This window comes from Arthrobacter sp. JUb115 (genome assembly GCF_004365035.1).
Classification (GTDB): domain Bacteria; phylum Actinomycetota; class Actinomycetes; order Actinomycetales; family Micrococcaceae; genus Glutamicibacter.
The window spans coordinates 263,360-277,092 of the sequence record NZ_SOBS01000005.1; the positions used below are offsets into that span (position 1 = coordinate 263,360).

Here is a 13,733-nt window from a genome sequence, read left to right on the forward strand (position 1 = left end):
TTCCCGACCAATCAAACTCCCTAGCAGTATCTATGGTAGGCGCGGTGAGAGCCACCCCAAGTCGAATAGACCGATTCTGCATAAGCGCGAACCCCAGGCGCTTTGCAAGCAGAGCGTTTGAGCCCGCCTATATCGCCCTCAGCAGATACTCCATGTTTTTTGAATGGATAATCCCATCTCGACCACACGTATGTTTGAGTCCAAGATTTTGACGTGGTTCCGTAATACCACTCTGTCGAGGCAACAGCAGACGCGGCAGCGGCCGGAGTGAACATTGCCGCAACAAGGGCGATCAACGAAAATTTGACGATCAACTTTCTAAAGCGAACTTTCACGCAGAAGATTCCTAATCTGAAGATGTAGTGAATGACTAACCGCAAGCCTCGTCGAGAAGCGTCCCACGAAAGTAAAACCAACAGCCGAACAATGACTTGCTGGAAAAGATTACCGTTAACTTCACAATCTTTCCAAAAACACTGTACTCACCATGGGTTTACTATAGTTTTCAAGAAATTTCTTCAGATCCAGTATTGCAAATGTAACGCATCAAACTTTCCGTCTAGGACATCAGTTCAGGACGACTGCAGTACCTGATAGGCCTGAATCTCCTGTCCAAAAGTCCCCTCAGGAGATGAGGGTCGGGTATTTTGTGACCTGCACGCTTGCAATGTATTTTTAACCCGCATTTATCCGCATGACCGATAAACACGCTTCAATTTTCAGCTGTCCCATGCCCCTCAGGACTACCCGGCTCATGTTTCACCGGTAGGGTTCAGGGCAACCCACTAACTCACTACTGCCTGAGAACAGAGGTTGCCTGCATTGTGTGGCACAGCCCGGCATGGGGTCTGCCTACTTGAGCGGATAAAGGATACGTCGGCGCAGGAGATCGTGCCAAAGCACTAGTCAAAGATAGAAACTTTATGCCGGGCACTCTGAGGAGGAATTCGTTGGTCATCACGTGGCGGGCACCAGCGAAACGAATTCAAAAGTATGAAGCGGCGGCCGTTGGCTATTTGCCCGTCTTTTCCAGTTCGCGTTCCTTGACCGGGTGACGGGAAAGGATCGAAATCCGGTTGAAGGCGTTCATGGCCACAGCGATCCATTGGATGGCTGCCACTTGCTCATCGCTGAGCACCAGACGGGCCGATGCCACCGCGGCGATACGCTCTTCTGGCTTGGGCAGGTCGGTAGCGGCTTCAGCGATGGCTAGTGCTGCGCATTCTTCTTCGCTAAACAGGCCGCCGCATTCATCCCATGTGCTCAGCAGGTTGATGCGTTGGAGGCTCTCCCCTGCGTCCAGTGCATTGCGGGCATGCAGGTCCAGGCAGTAGGCACATCCATTGATCTGCGAGACGCGCAGGTTGACCAGCTCGGCGGTGCGGTCGCTGATTCCGGCTGCGCGGTAGGACTTGGCGACATCTTTGGAAAATCTGCCAATCGAGTTCCATAGCTCTGGATTGGTCTTATCAAGGAAAAGCGGGTCTGAAACGGCCATATCAGAACCATACATGCAGTCGTAGCTCTCCTGCACGAAGAGGGCTCGTTAACGCATCGTGGAGACCAGCGAAAGCTGGTCTCCACGGTAAATGCTACTTGTCGCCGTCGGCTGCGAGCTGGCCGCAGGCGCCGTCGATTTCCTTGCCTCGGGTATCACGCAGCGTGGTTGGCACGCCGAGCTCATCGAGGCGGCGAACGAACTTGGATGTGATATCCGGTTCGCTGCGGGTCCAAATGGAGCCCGGCACCGGGTTCAGCGGAATCGGGTTCACGTGCACCCAGCCGCGGCCGCGCGCGTTCAGCTTCTTGGCCAGCATTTCTGCACGCCATTCGTGGTCGTTCATGTCCTTGATCAGCGCGTACTCGATGGAGACACGGCGACCGGTCTTCACGTAGTAGTCGTACGCGGCATCCAGTGCCTCGTCGACCTTCCAGCGCGAGTTGACCGGGATCAGCTCGTCGCGCAGCTCGTCATCCGGCGCATGCAGCGACAGCGCGAAGGTGACCTGGACATTCTCCTCGGTCAGCTTGCGGATCGCCGGAACCAGGCCAACGGTGGAGACGGTGATGCCGCGGGCGGCCATGCCCAAGCCCTCGGGGGCATCGGCGACCATGCGGTGCACGGCGTTCATCACGCGCTTGTAGTTGGCCAGCGGCTCGCCCATGCCCATGAACACGATGTTGCCCACGCGCTCCTCGGGGTGCTGGCGTCCGCCCAGTCCGCCTTCGGCGATCACGCGGTTGGCCTGGACGATCTGGTCCAGGATTTCAGCGGTGGACATGTTGCGGGTCAAGCCCGCCTGGCCGGTGGCGCAGAACGGGCAGTTCATGCCACAGCCGCACTGCGAGGAAATGCACAGGGTGATGCGGCCCGGATAGCGCATCAGCACGGACTCGACCAGCGAGCCGTCGAACAGGCGCCAGAGGAACTTGATGGTCTTGCCATCATCGGTTTCCAGGCGCTTGACCTCGGTGAGCAGCTTCGGGAACATGGCCTCGGCCAGTTCCGCACGGCGCTCCTTGGGAAGATCGCTCATCTTCTCCGGGTCGGTGGTGTAGTGCTGGAAGTAGTGCACGGAGAGCTGCTTGGCGCGGAAGGCCGGCAGTCCCAGTTCCTTCAGCTTGGCCTGGCGCTCGGCCAGGGACAGGTCAGCCAGGTGCGTTGGCGGCTGGGAGACACGGCGCTTGGTGGCGAACTGCAGCTCTGGACGACCATCGGCACCCATCTCCTGCTTCCAGCCTTCGGCGGTTGGAACGACCTGGGCGCGGCCTTCGGCTTCGGCTCGGGACTTGGAGATGCGCATCTGCTGGGCGCGCTGGGCCGCGGCCTGCTCATTGCGCAGTGCCTTGCGTTCTTCGGCGGAAAGTGGGGTGGAATCGATGGAAGTCATTGCTACCTATTGTTTCATGTATCCGCGAGTATTTGGCGGTGAGTTTGGGCACGCAAAAACAGTGCCGCACCGCCAATCTACCGGCGGCGCGGCACAGCTGCATTCGGGTGTTCAGTACTTGAAGGATTCCTTCAGGTGGCCGAGGTTGCCCACGGCACCGGCAAGGTCCATGTCCCCCAGATGCCCGCTGGTGGCAGAGGCCGGTCGGTCTTTGCTCCAGTGCCGGAATCCATCCTGGTGCTCGCGGGTGACCACCGCATCACCGGTGCCGGCCATGACCGCCTCCAGCTGGAAGGTTTCGCCCCAGAGGGGCTCGCCATGGTCGGTTTCACCCAGGTAAACCCTGACTTCTCCGCTGACCGAGCCGTTGGCGCGCTGCTTCTCGATGTGCACTTCCAGCGCATCGCCGTACATTCCCACAGCGCCCAGCGTCTCGCAACCGCTGTCCGGATCCCATGACGGCATTTCTCCTGCTGGGCAGTCGAAGTTCACCACTGTCGCATCCCCTGAGCCGGTTGTGCGTGCGAAGAAGCTGATCAGGTGCGAGTTGCCGGCAAAACCGTCGAGGGTTCCGACATGGGCTACCTCGCCCATGAGCCAGGTGGTGTCGGTCTTTTCCGGGGGTGCCGCCGAAGCGGGGACAAGCGCGTTCAGCGCCAAAATCGCGGTGCCTGCGGCGCACAGCACTGCACCAGTCTTTTTCTTCATGATGATGGGTCCTTTCCGCTTCGCATGCCTCGATGCACGCGCAAGTGATGCCGTCCAGTGTGCGACCACCACTCCGGTTAATTCAATAGATAGACATAAGAGTTATCCGGACGCAATGCACGCTGGCCGGCAGCGGGTCTGGCCGTGCTGTTGCGCTCCGGCCCTCATATGCACTCTCACCGCATCTGGGCGCCATCCGGATAGATGCTCCGTTCGCAACCAGTCATCGAAACGTTGCCCTTTCGTCACGCAACGGGAACCGAACGCTGCCCGCGACCGGTCATCGTGAAGTCTCGCGCCACCTTCCCCTGCAACCAGGCACTGGAGGCCAGCCGGGACATCGCCGAATCCCGCAGCGGGACAGCCCAGCGCGGCAGGGCACGACCCAACAGCATGTTCACCTGCGCACGACGGGCCGCACTGCGCGCTGCCCCGAGCCGGCGATTATCCAGTGCTCCCATGGGCGCCCTGGCAGCGATGAGGTGCGCCACCGCCTGCGCATCAGCCAGCCCCAAGCTCAGCCCCTGCCCGCCGATCGGGCTGATCTGGTGGGCCGCATCGCCCAGCAGCACCACGCGCCCATGGACCATCGAGGGCACCATCCGGGTGGCAGTGCCGAAGTTGCTGGTCATCGTGCAGGCCTCGGCGTCAAGAAGGTATCCGGTGCGATCCAAGATGGTCTGGGCCAGCATGCCCGGCGAATCATCGACCTGCATTTGCTCGATGCGCACCACCCAGCGCCGCCGCGCACCGGGCAGCGGGAAGGACTCGACAATCCCCTGCTGATGCAGGAAAAGCGCGGCAGTGTGCGCCAGCCCAGTGGTCTCCGGGAAGTCCCCCATCAGGTAGCGGTCGCGATGTTCTCTTCCGGCAAAGCCCACCCCGAGATCCGTGCGGACCGCGGAGCGGACCCCGTCAGCTCCGGCCAGCCACCGGGCCCGGTGCACCACGCCGCCAGCGGCAAATTCCACGGCTTGCTCCGATTGCCCGAGTACCTGCTCGAAAGCGCAGTCCATCATCAATGACCCCGGTGCCAGCTGTTCCAAGCGCTCGCGCAGCAATTGCTCGGTGTCCTGCTGCGGCAAGGACAGCACATAGGGGTATCGGCCGCCAATAGTGGAGAAATCCATCGAAGCGATGCTCCGCCCGCGCGAGATCCCCAGTCCGCCGCGGATTTGCACACCGCTGCGCTGCACCGCCGGTCCCACGCCGAGCCGCGCCAGAACCTCTTGCGCTGGAGGATGCAGGCCGATAGCGCGCGAGTGGGCTACCGGTTCGCTGCGCTGCTCGAAAACCCGAACGGCATGCCCACTTTGGGCGAGCTCTATGGCCAGGGCCAGGCCCACCGGCCCGGCGCCGATGATCGCGGCGTCATCCATGGCCGCCAGCTTCCCAGAGCAGCAGGTTGCGGTAGGGCCGCTGCGTGCGCACCTCCCAACCAGAGCGGAGCAATGGCCCCAGTTCCCCCGGCACGAAGCTGCGCCGAATGGAGGTCAGGCCATCGCGCCGAATCAGCGAACTGCCTGCCAGCGGCAGGGTCGCCAGCCCGAACAGGCCCAGCGCCACCGGGGAACGCCGGATATCGCTGTGCAACCCGATCCCGGTGCACAATTGCTCGGTCTCGTCCTGCAACTGGCGCAGCTGGTCCGTACCCAGGTGGTGCAGCAGGTGATTGGAGAGCACCAAGTCGAACTGCTCGCCGTCGGCCGCTAGCCGGGTGCTGGTTGTTTCCCGGAATTCGAGTACCCCGCGCGGCAACGTGCAGCGTTGCAGCGCTTGCCGGGCGTAGGAGATGGCCCGGGGATCCGGGTCGATACCGCACACTGCCACCTCGAACCCGTCGGCGAGCGCCCAGCGCGCCAGATTCGCCGCAATGTCTCCTCCCCCGCTACCTACGTCCAGAATCCTGGCCCGGACCCGGCGCGCCAGCAACGGGCGGATGTACTGCACGTAATTGCCCCGCCAGCCGGCTACTACCCGGTTGACCAGAGGGAACTGGGCGTAGGTGCGGCGCAGCAGCGCCGGGTCGCAATCCGGGCGGTCCATTTCCTCGATGGCTTCCGCTGCCCGGGCCAGCCGGAGCATTATCCTTGCCGGCATATGGTGAACAGCCCGGATTCCACCGTCAGCCCCGGACCGAATGCCATGGAGCAGACCCTTTCGCCCTCGTCCGTAGCGGCCGCTTCCAGGATTTCCTTGAGCACGAATAGCACCGTGGCGCTGGACATGTTCCCGTAGCGATCCAGGATCGCGCGGGCTGGCACCAGCTGCTGGTCATCCAGGCCCAGCCGGTTTTGCACCCGGTCCAGGATGGCCCGGCCCCCGGGATGCAGACCCCAGTGCCTAATCCGGTCCACGGAGAGTTCCGGGTCGGCATCCTTGGCCAAGAGCGGCTGCAGCGCCCCGGCGATGTGCTCGTCGATGATGTGCGGAACGTAGGTGCCCAGCACCATCTCGAATCCGTGGTCGCCGATATTCCAGGCCATGGCCTCCTCGCCCACCGGGGTGAGCACGGTTTCGAAGCCGTCCATTTCCAGCAGCCCGCTGCCCTGCGCCGAGACGATCACCGCAGCGGCCCCGTCGGCGAAGATGGCCGAGCCCATGATGGTGTCCGGGTCATTGGAGCTGTGCACATGCAAGGTGCACAGCTCGGCGCAGACCACCAGCACGGTGGCTTGCGGATCGGCCAGGCAGAAGTCGCGGGCCGCGCGCAGGGCTGGGAACGCCGCGTAGCATCCCATGAAACCAAGGTGGTGGCGCACCGTGCTCGGTGCCAGCCCCAGTGCCCGTACGATCTGGTAGTCCGGGCCCGGGTTGTAGAACCCGGTGCAGGAGACGGTAATGACGTGGGTGATATCTTCCGGGGCAAGGTCCGGGCACGCATCCAGTGCTTTTTTCGCGGCGTTCGTGAACAGCATGCTGGCCTGCTTCGCATAGATGCCGTTGCGTTCGGCGGTGCTCGGGGAGAGCAGCCGGCCTTCAACCCGGTCGTAGAACAGCGGAGTTTCGGGTTCGGGCAGGGAGAGGTCGAATTCGTCGACGCAGCTGTACCTGGTGCTGATCGCGGCGGAGTTGAATGAGGTGGCGATGAGCCGTTCACCCAGCCGGCTCAGGTTCGGCTGGCTGGCGAAGACATCGCGGATCTCTTCCTGGGCCAGGGTCGTCGCGGGAACTGCGGTTTGGATCGTGCGGATCTTCACTGACATGACCCGAGCCTAGGACCGATGCGGCGGAAGGTAAACAGCTTTGGCGAATTACCAGCAATAGCCCGGGTATTCTGTTCCGCCGTGCGCGTGGATTATCTATCCCCTGCGAAGAATATGATTATTGTTATTAACATCAGATTCAATCGATCACGCATGAAGAGGTCAGCTTGGCAAAGGCATCAGTTCATTCCCTGGAGGGTATCCGCCGAACCATCCTTGATGGCTTCTGGTCCCCCGGTGACCGCCTTCAGCCGACCACTTTGGCAGAACAGTTCGAGACCAGCACCACCGTGATCCGCGAATCGCTGACACGGCTAGCGGGGGAAAACCTGGTGGTCATCCGCCCAAACCGCGGTTTCTTCGTGCCGGATCTGAACCTGCGCGAACTGGCGGATATCACCGAACTGCGGTGTTCCACCGAGGCACTGGCCGCCCGCTTGGCGGTGGAGCGCGGAGATGTCGCGTGGGAATCGAACTTGATCGCAGCCCACCACAAGCTTTCGCGCACTCCGCGGCGTTTGCCGGAGGAACCTGGCACCGTCAACCCCGCATGGTCCGAGGCGCACCGCGAATTCCACCATGCATTGCTGGTACCGTGCGATTGCCAGCCGATGCTCAAGCTCTCTGCCGACCTTTCGAACTTCACCGAGCTGTACCGCCGCTGGGCTGCCCCGTCGAAGGCCGCAGGCAAGCGCAACGTTGAAAAGGAGCACCAGGAAATCCTGGATGCCGCCTTGGATCGTAATGCAGCCCTGCTCGGTGAACTGCTCAATAGCCATTACCGTTCCACTATCCAGGTGGTCATGGATGCGGGATTGAGCACCCTGCGCTGAATCATCGCGCAGTAGTCTTTCCTTTCGAGCGCCGTCCAGCTATTTTTTGCCAGGCGCGGGCGGAATGACGCGCTGGGTAACGATGGCGGCGTTCATCGCTGCTACTGCCCGTTGCGCGGAGTCGGCTGCTGGTGAATCCTGTGCGAGTTCCGCAATCCGGGACTGCGCTTGGCTTCCCGTCATGGGTGCGAGCTCTTCTTCCAGCACATCGTTCACCAGGCCTATCGCCTGCAAGATCGCGAGCACGGTGGTGTCGCTGGTTCCCGGGATCTTCTGTCCGTGCAGGGCGCCCTGCAAATCGGTCCGGATCTGGCGCTGGATCTGCTGGTTGATGATGCGGACCCGCTGCTTGCCCAAGCCCAGCAGTGTGCGTTCGCCGTATTCGATAATCCCGCCCTTGGCCAAGGAATCGGTCAGCGAGCGCGCATCGCACAAGGAATTGATCTTCACCGCTTCGTCGAGGCTCAGATTGCCTCTCTTTTCCAGCTTTTCCAATGGCGCGGCGAGAACTGGATCCGGGCAAGGGCCGGCACCGATGAGTTGGATCTGCCGCTGCTGATCCTCGCTCAGCGCCACACGCCCAGCGATCATCAAGTCGGTGATGATGGCAGCATTCATGCCGTATCCCGTAGCTGATACAACTGTCTCCGGCTTTTCGGAGTCATCGGCCATTAGCAAGTAGAGCTTTTCTGCAATCAACATATTTTCAGGCTACCGGCCTGCGGAGGCGAAATTCTTCAGCCTTCCGACGGATATTCAAGCTCGGCCGCCCTAGGCCGCGGACTTCTTCGCCTTGGCAACTTCGGAAGGCGAATGTGTGGTGCGGGGTTCGGAACGGTCCTGGGTCATCGCCGACGTCGTGCGGATGAATACCGAGATCCAGCTGAACATGATGGCCACGACCGAAAGCTCGAAACCGGTCAGGTTGTAGTACGACCATTCGGTCCACAGCTGGAAGGCCGCCCAGATCGCGCCAATGGCTGCGTAGGAGAGCATATGGAATACCGCAGGGTAGCCAGGCAGCAGCACGATGGTGCCCAGCAGCAAGAAGATCATGGCCGCCGAGACCAGTTGCACGAAGGCCGAATGCACTTCCATCGACAGATCGAAGGGGACCAGGCCAATGCCGATAATGCCGACCGAGACAATCAGCAGGCACCAGCGCACGAGCCGCGGCCGGGGACGCACCATTCGTGCAATCCTGTACCTTTCCAGCGCCGGGCGGCAACGGTAGGACTGGGCCAGGCGGACCAGGTCGCGGGTCAGGAATTCGGTGAAGGCCGCCAGCACCAAGCCGGAAATCACCAGCGTGAGGTTGAAGGTCCAGAACGAGCCCATGCCGGCCTGCGTGGTTCCCAGCGAAGAGAACATGCTCTGCCACCAGCCCTGGTCTTCGGCCAGCAGCATGCTGATCAGCACCCCGGCGCTCATGAAGATGCCCAGCACCACGGAAAGTGATTCCGCGTTGATGCGCGCGGTTGCTTCCAGGGACAGGTAGGCGGAGATGCCCGTGGCGACGCTGACTGCCAGCGCGCCTGCAAGCACATCCAGATGCAGCCCGTAGAAGGCCTGCTGGAACAAATGGAAGACCACCAGCAGGATCATGACAGAACTGGCTACGTGCACCAATACGAGACCCAGGGCCGTGACGATTTGGCGCCATTTGGGAATCTTCTTCAACCACGGTTCCCGTGCCCTCAGCATCGAACGGAAAGCATAGGCGCTGCTGGTTCCGGCCGAGACAGCACCGCAAACGGCGGAGACGATGCCCACGGACAGATCGCCAAAGAGCGGCGGACGTTCGCCGGCGAAGATAATGAGCCCCACAACCAACCCGAATAGGGAACAGAACAGGCCGGCCCACAGGGCACGGCGCTCAATGTCTAGCTCGCTGACTCGTTTGCTGAGAGTTACATCGGGATGTTGGGAATGCACGGAGTACATTCTCTCATTTTCATTGAAAAACGTGTACCGCCCGCGGCGCCGCCGCACACCGCGCAGCAGCGCACTGCGCTAGTTGGAGGCCAAGTCGACCAAGCCGCTGGCCATCAGGCTCACGGCACCGCCGAAGGCAATCAGTATCACGAATGCGCGACTGAATTTTTGCGGGATCCTCGGAGCCAGGTAATTGCCCAGCAAGATGCCCAGCACCATCGCGCCAAGGCAGGCACCCCACTGCTGCCAATCCAGCTGTGGCATGCCGCCCTTGGCGGCCAGGGACGTCAGCGACAGCACCAGGAAGTAGAGCTGCACGGAGATGGCGAATTGCGCCTGCGGCCAGCGGCTGGCCACGGCGTATCCCGCGATGGCCGGGCCGGAGACACCGGCGGTCACTGACATGAATCCGGAAACTGCCCCGGCGCCGATGGCCAATCCCTTGCTTTGGGCCAGCGCGAGATTTCGAATCATGAAACTCGAAACCAGTGCCAGGATCACCATGAACGATATGCCGATGGAAAGCCATGGACCCTCCAGCGAGTTCGCCAGCCAAGCTCCGGGAACGGTCATGAGCATGGCCGGTATGAGCATGAAGGCGACCTTCCGGTACTCGACCTGACGGAAGACCTGCGCAAAGATCAGCAAACTGCTGCAGGCGCCGAGCAGGTTGACCAGCATGACCCCCTCATGGGGTCCCAAGACCATGACCAGGAAGGGCGAGGAGACCAGCGCGAACCCCATTCCGGAGATTCGTTGCGTGGAGGCGCCCACGAAAACTGCAGCTGCCAAGCCGATTACCGCCGCTAGTTGCACGCTTTGCTCCACGTTGCCTCCGCTTTCCCGATCGCCATCCTCTATTACGTTAGTCCACGGCCAATGAGTCAATTGAATGGAGCCCGCTTCAGTTGGAGTTTTACGCTGTAGAGGTGAGCAATGACGTAGATTTCATGATTATCGGCGGCGGCGCGATGGGCTCGGCGGCCGCGTGGTCCCTAGCCTCTGGCGGGCACGAGGTCCTGCTGCTGGAACGCTTTGCTCCGGGCCATCTGGAGGGCGCCTCGCACGGAGCAACCCGCAACTTCAATCCTGCCTACACCGAACCGGAGTATCTTCGCCTGCTGCAGCGTTCCGACGCTTTGTGGGATTCGCTTTCCGAACAAGCCGGCACCCGGCTGCTGGAGCGCACCGGATTGGTCAATCACGGAATCGTTGCCGAACAACGGGGAATGCACCAGGTCCTCGCCCACGCAGGATTCGGCAGCGAGCTGCTGAGCATCGCTGCGGCAGAAGAGCGTTTCGCGGGAATGAAGTTCGAGACCGAAGTCCTGCATATCCCCGCCGGCGGCCAGATCAATGCCGATCTTGCGGTGGCTTCGCTGCAGAAGCTGGCCGTAGCGCACGGAGCTGCCGTGGAATACGGGCACCGGGTGACCGCTCTGCAGGTGCTTGCCGATGACCGTGTCGAGGTGCAAGTCCAGCACCAGGGCACCATGTCGGCTATCCGGGCTCGCCATGCCATCGTCACCGCGGGGGCTTGGACCGCGCAGCTGCTGGGCGACGCGTTCAAGCTTCCTGCCATCCACGTCACCGAAGAGCACCCGGTGCATTTCGCGCAGAAGGACCTGCCGGCGCACTGGCCGGGGTTCAACCACACCCTGGATCCGGCACGGGATATCGGATCACGCGTCTTCGGGCCCATCTACGGCATGCGCACCCCGGGGGAAGGCATCAAGGTGGGCTGGCATGGTTCCGGACGGATCATCGATCCGGAGCGCCGGCCGCACCAGGCCAGCGACGAGCAGCTGCGCGGGCTGCAGGACTACGCGGCACGCTGGCTTCCGGGAGCGGATCCATCGCGCTACGAAACGGTGTCCTGCACCTACGCCAACACCGCAGACGAGCACTTCATCCTCGATTCGCTGGGGCCGGTCACCGTCGGCGCGGGATTCAGCGGCCACGGCTTCAAATTCGTGCCCGCCATCGGCGAATACCTGGCCGACCTGGCCCTGGGCCGGCGCGCGGCCGAACCCCTGTTCTCCGCGACCCGCACGGCGGGGAAACCGGTCTTCCTGGAACGCCGCCGTGCGGTCGGCCTGGGCTAGGGGCCTATCCCCGTTCCGTGGCGGGCAGCTGCTGGGTGATGCAGTGGATGCCGCCTCCGCGGGCGAACAGCTCGCGCGCATCCACGCTGGCCACTTCCCGTCCTGGATAGGCCGCGGCAAGGATGCTCGCAGCCTGGTGGTCGTTGGGATCATCGAAGCTGCAGGCGATGACCCCGCCGTTGGTCACCAGATGGTTGATATAGGAATAGTCCACCCAGCCTTCGGCATCGCGCAGCACGGTCGGCGCCGGCACGGCAATGAGCTCCAGCGTCCGTCCCTGCGCGTCGGTTGATTGCTCCAGCCGTGCGCGCACGGCCTGCGAAATCGCGTGGTCCGGGTGCCGCGGATCCTGCTGGTCGTGGTAGAGCACGACACCGGGCCGGGCGAAGCAGGCGACGATGTCCACGTGGCCGCGCGTGCCGAATTCCTCGTTGTCGCGGCTCAGCCCGCGATCGAGCCAAATGGTCTTCCGGGTTCCGAGCAGCCGGGCGAACTCGTCCTCGATGTCCTTCTCGGTCTTGCCCGGGTTGCGCCCCGGATCCAGCTGGACGCTGCGCGTGGCCAGTACCGTTCCCTCGCCGTCCACGTGGATCCCGCCACCCTCATTGGTGATCGATGCCCGTATCTCTTCTGCGCCGGCAAGGCGCGCGACATGGCCCGCCACCAGGCGGTCCTTGTCCCAGGATGCCCAGCTCTGCGCGCCCCAGCCGTTGAAGTTCCAGTTCACCGCCTTGAGCTGGCCCTGTGCGGTACGCACGAAGCTCGGGCCGGAATCGCGCATCCAGGCATCGTCCAGCGGGTGCAGGCAGTAGCTGACCGCATCGCCCAGATGGCGCCGGGCCGCGGCTTCGCTGGCCGGGTCCACCACCATTGTGACTGGGGTGAAGGCGCTGACCGCCCGGGCCACGGCGCTCCAGGCGGCACGGGCAGCTTCGGCCTGCGCTTCGGTTTCCCCCAGCGTGTAGCCGCCGGAGGGAAATGCCATGAAGATGCGCTCATGGGCTTCGGTTTCGACCGGCATGCGCAACTCAGGCATGGGACTGCATCCGTTCTCCCAGCTGCGCGTCTTCGCGCGGCGCAGCCAGCACCGAGTAGGTATCGGGCCGGCGGGTGCGCAGGAACGGGAAGAGCTCCAGCCAGTCGCGGCGGGCGTCCAGGTCCAAGGTGGCCACGAGCACCGCTGAGGCATCGCGCGGGGCGCGGGCCAGGATGCGGCCGTAGGGGTCCGAGATGAATGATGATCCGTAGAAGTCCAGCGCCCCCTCGTCGCCCCAGCGGTTAGGGACAACCATGAACAGCCCGTTGGCAATGCCGTTGCCAATGATGGTTTGGCGCCACAGCGGCTCGGTGTCGAAGTCCGGGTGGTCCGGTTCGGAACCGATTGCGGTGGGATAGGCCAGCAGGTCCGCTCCGGCTAGCGAATAGATGCGCGGCGGCTCGCTGAACCATTCGTCCCAGCACGTGGGCAGGCCCATGGCCAGGTCCCCGAGCGCCTCGATGCGGTGCAGCGGGTAGGGCTCGTCGTTGGGCCCTTCGCGGAAGTACTTGTCCTCGTAGTAGCCGGCGGTCCGCGGAATATGCAGCTTGTTGGTCAGCGCGACGATCCGGCCCTCCGGGGAAAGAACCACTGCGGTGTTCAATCCCAACCCGTCGGCGGCCGGAGCCTTGCGGAACAGCGAGATGTGCACGTGCAGGTTGTACTTGGCGGCCATCTCGCGGGCGAAGGCCACGGTCGGCCCGTTCTCCAGATCCTCGGCGGTCTCGTCCGCGGCGTCGGCGTCCGGGATCTCGAAGGCCGGGTATTTCCCCAGGGTCAGTTCCGGAAGGAAGACGATGCGCGCGCCATGCTTGGCCGCGCGGGCAATGCCGTCCTCCAGTTCGCCGCGCAGTTCCCGCGGGTCTTCGCGCCAGCGGTGCTGCACCAGCGCAATGGTGATCTCGCCGCGCGACTTGGCTTCGGCACGCGCCGGGGAAACGGGTGGTTCTAGGGCCAGGATCTCTTGCATTGGGCTCCCCTTCAGATATTAAACGAATGGTATTCGTTTAAAGATTAGG

Annotated in this window: 13 protein-coding genes; 2 read left to right on the forward strand and 11 right to left on the reverse strand. The window is 62.8% G+C overall.

What is annotated here, in order from left to right; translation table 11 throughout:
* Nucleotides 1-1,012: 1,012 nt before the first annotated feature.
* The 6 genes from EDF61_RS11135 to EDF61_RS11160 form a co-directional block, all read right to left on the reverse strand.
* A complete protein-coding gene (locus EDF61_RS11135; protein ID WP_286172208.1) occupies nt 1,013-1,498 on the reverse strand; it encodes a carboxymuconolactone decarboxylase family protein in 486 nt (161 codons plus the stop codon).
* Nucleotides 1,499-1,592: 94 nt separating this feature from the next.
* Complete coding sequence (gene rlmN, locus EDF61_RS11140; protein WP_166650787.1) at nt 1,593-2,804, reverse strand: dual-specificity RNA methyltransferase RlmN; 1,212 nt, start codon at nt 2,802-2,804, stop codon at nt 1,593-1,595.
* Between the two features lie 198 nt (nt 2,805-3,002).
* Complete coding sequence (locus EDF61_RS11145) at nt 3,003-3,599, reverse strand: hypothetical protein (RefSeq protein ID WP_133834135.1); 597 nt, start codon at nt 3,597-3,599, stop codon at nt 3,003-3,005.
* Nucleotides 3,600-3,844: 245 nt separating this feature from the next.
* Complete coding sequence (locus tag EDF61_RS11150) at nt 3,845-4,978, reverse strand: FAD-dependent oxidoreductase (RefSeq protein WP_133834136.1); 1,134 nt, start codon at nt 4,976-4,978, stop codon at nt 3,845-3,847.
* Nucleotides 4,971-5,684 carry a methyltransferase domain-containing protein gene (locus EDF61_RS11155; protein ID WP_133834137.1) on the reverse strand — a complete coding sequence of 238 codons (714 nt, stop codon included), beginning with the start codon at nt 5,682-5,684 and terminating at the stop codon, nt 4,971-4,973. Before EDF61_RS11155 ends, EDF61_RS11150 begins: the two co-directional genes overlap by 8 nt.
* Nucleotides 5,684-6,805, reverse strand: a complete 1,122-nt coding sequence (locus tag EDF61_RS11160) for a type III polyketide synthase (RefSeq protein WP_133834138.1) — start codon at nt 6,803-6,805, stop codon at nt 5,684-5,686. Before EDF61_RS11160 ends, EDF61_RS11155 begins: the two co-directional genes overlap by 1 nt.
* A gap of 167 nt (nt 6,806-6,972) precedes the next feature.
* Here EDF61_RS11160 and EDF61_RS11165 point away from each other — a divergent pair, with 167 nt between their 5' ends.
* Nucleotides 6,973-7,638, forward strand: a complete 666-nt coding sequence (locus EDF61_RS11165; RefSeq protein WP_105656154.1) for a GntR family transcriptional regulator — start codon at nt 6,973-6,975, stop codon at nt 7,636-7,638.
* Nucleotides 7,639-7,677: 39 nt separating this feature from the next.
* Here EDF61_RS11165 and EDF61_RS11170 read toward each other — a convergent pair whose 3' ends face one another.
* From EDF61_RS11170 to EDF61_RS11180, 3 genes are all read right to left on the reverse strand, one after another.
* On the reverse strand, nt 7,678-8,340 hold the full coding sequence (locus tag EDF61_RS11170; RefSeq protein ID WP_133834139.1) for a GOLPH3/VPS74 family protein: 663 nt from the start codon (nt 8,338-8,340) through the stop codon (nt 7,678-7,680).
* A gap of 69 nt (nt 8,341-8,409) precedes the next feature.
* Nucleotides 8,410-9,573 carry a hypothetical protein gene (locus EDF61_RS11175; RefSeq protein WP_133834140.1) on the reverse strand — a complete coding sequence of 388 codons (1,164 nt, stop codon included), beginning with the start codon at nt 9,571-9,573 and terminating at the stop codon, nt 8,410-8,412.
* A gap of 78 nt (nt 9,574-9,651) precedes the next feature.
* A complete protein-coding gene (locus EDF61_RS11180) occupies nt 9,652-10,389 on the reverse strand; it encodes a sulfite exporter TauE/SafE family protein (protein WP_133834141.1) in 738 nt (245 codons plus the stop codon).
* A 113-nt stretch (nt 10,390-10,502) separates the two neighbouring features.
* On the opposite strand from EDF61_RS11180, the gene EDF61_RS11185 reads away from it, so the two are divergent.
* Complete coding sequence (locus EDF61_RS11185; protein WP_133834142.1) at nt 10,503-11,678, forward strand: FAD-dependent oxidoreductase; 1,176 nt, start codon at nt 10,503-10,505, stop codon at nt 11,676-11,678.
* A gap of 4 nt (nt 11,679-11,682) precedes the next feature.
* Here EDF61_RS11185 and EDF61_RS11190 read toward each other — a convergent pair whose 3' ends face one another.
* Nucleotides 11,683-12,714, reverse strand: coding sequence for an agmatine deiminase family protein (locus EDF61_RS11190; protein ID WP_208294263.1), 1,032 nt, complete (start codon nt 12,712-12,714; stop codon nt 11,683-11,685).
* On the reverse strand, nt 12,707-13,684 hold the full coding sequence (locus EDF61_RS11195) for a nitrilase-related carbon-nitrogen hydrolase (protein ID WP_133834143.1): 978 nt from the start codon (nt 13,682-13,684) through the stop codon (nt 12,707-12,709). Before EDF61_RS11195 ends, EDF61_RS11190 begins: the two co-directional genes overlap by 8 nt.
* Nucleotides 13,685-13,733 lie beyond the last annotated feature (49 nt).

Excerpts from the sequence above, each read along its gene's own strand:
- EDF61_RS11135 (WP_286172208.1), bottom strand. The coding sequence starts at position 1,498 with ATGGCCGTTTCAGACCCGCTTTTCCTTGATAAGACCAATCCAGAGCTA.
- rlmN (WP_166650787.1), bottom strand. The coding sequence starts at position 2,804 with ATGCGCATCTCCAAGTCCCGAGCCGAAGCCGAAGGCCGCGCCCAGGTC.
- EDF61_RS11145 (WP_133834135.1), bottom strand. The coding sequence starts at position 3,599 with ATGAAGAAAAAGACTGGTGCAGTGCTGTGCGCCGCAGGCACCGCGATT.
- EDF61_RS11150 (WP_133834136.1), bottom strand. The coding sequence starts at position 4,978 with ATGGATGACGCCGCGATCATCGGCGCCGGGCCGGTGGGCCTGGCCCTG.
- EDF61_RS11155 (WP_133834137.1), bottom strand. The coding sequence starts at position 5,684 with ATGCTCCGGCTGGCCCGGGCAGCGGAAGCCATCGAGGAAATGGACCGC.
- EDF61_RS11160 (WP_133834138.1), bottom strand. The coding sequence starts at position 6,805 with ATGTCAGTGAAGATCCGCACGATCCAAACCGCAGTTCCCGCGACGACC.
- EDF61_RS11170 (WP_133834139.1), bottom strand. The coding sequence starts at position 8,340 with ATGTTGATTGCAGAAAAGCTCTACTTGCTAATGGCCGATGACTCCGAA.
- EDF61_RS11190 (WP_208294263.1), bottom strand. The coding sequence starts at position 12,714 with ATGCCTGAGTTGCGCATGCCGGTCGAAACCGAAGCCCATGAGCGCATC.
- EDF61_RS11195 (WP_133834143.1), bottom strand. The coding sequence starts at position 13,684 with ATGCAAGAGATCCTGGCCCTAGAACCACCCGTTTCCCCGGCGCGTGCC.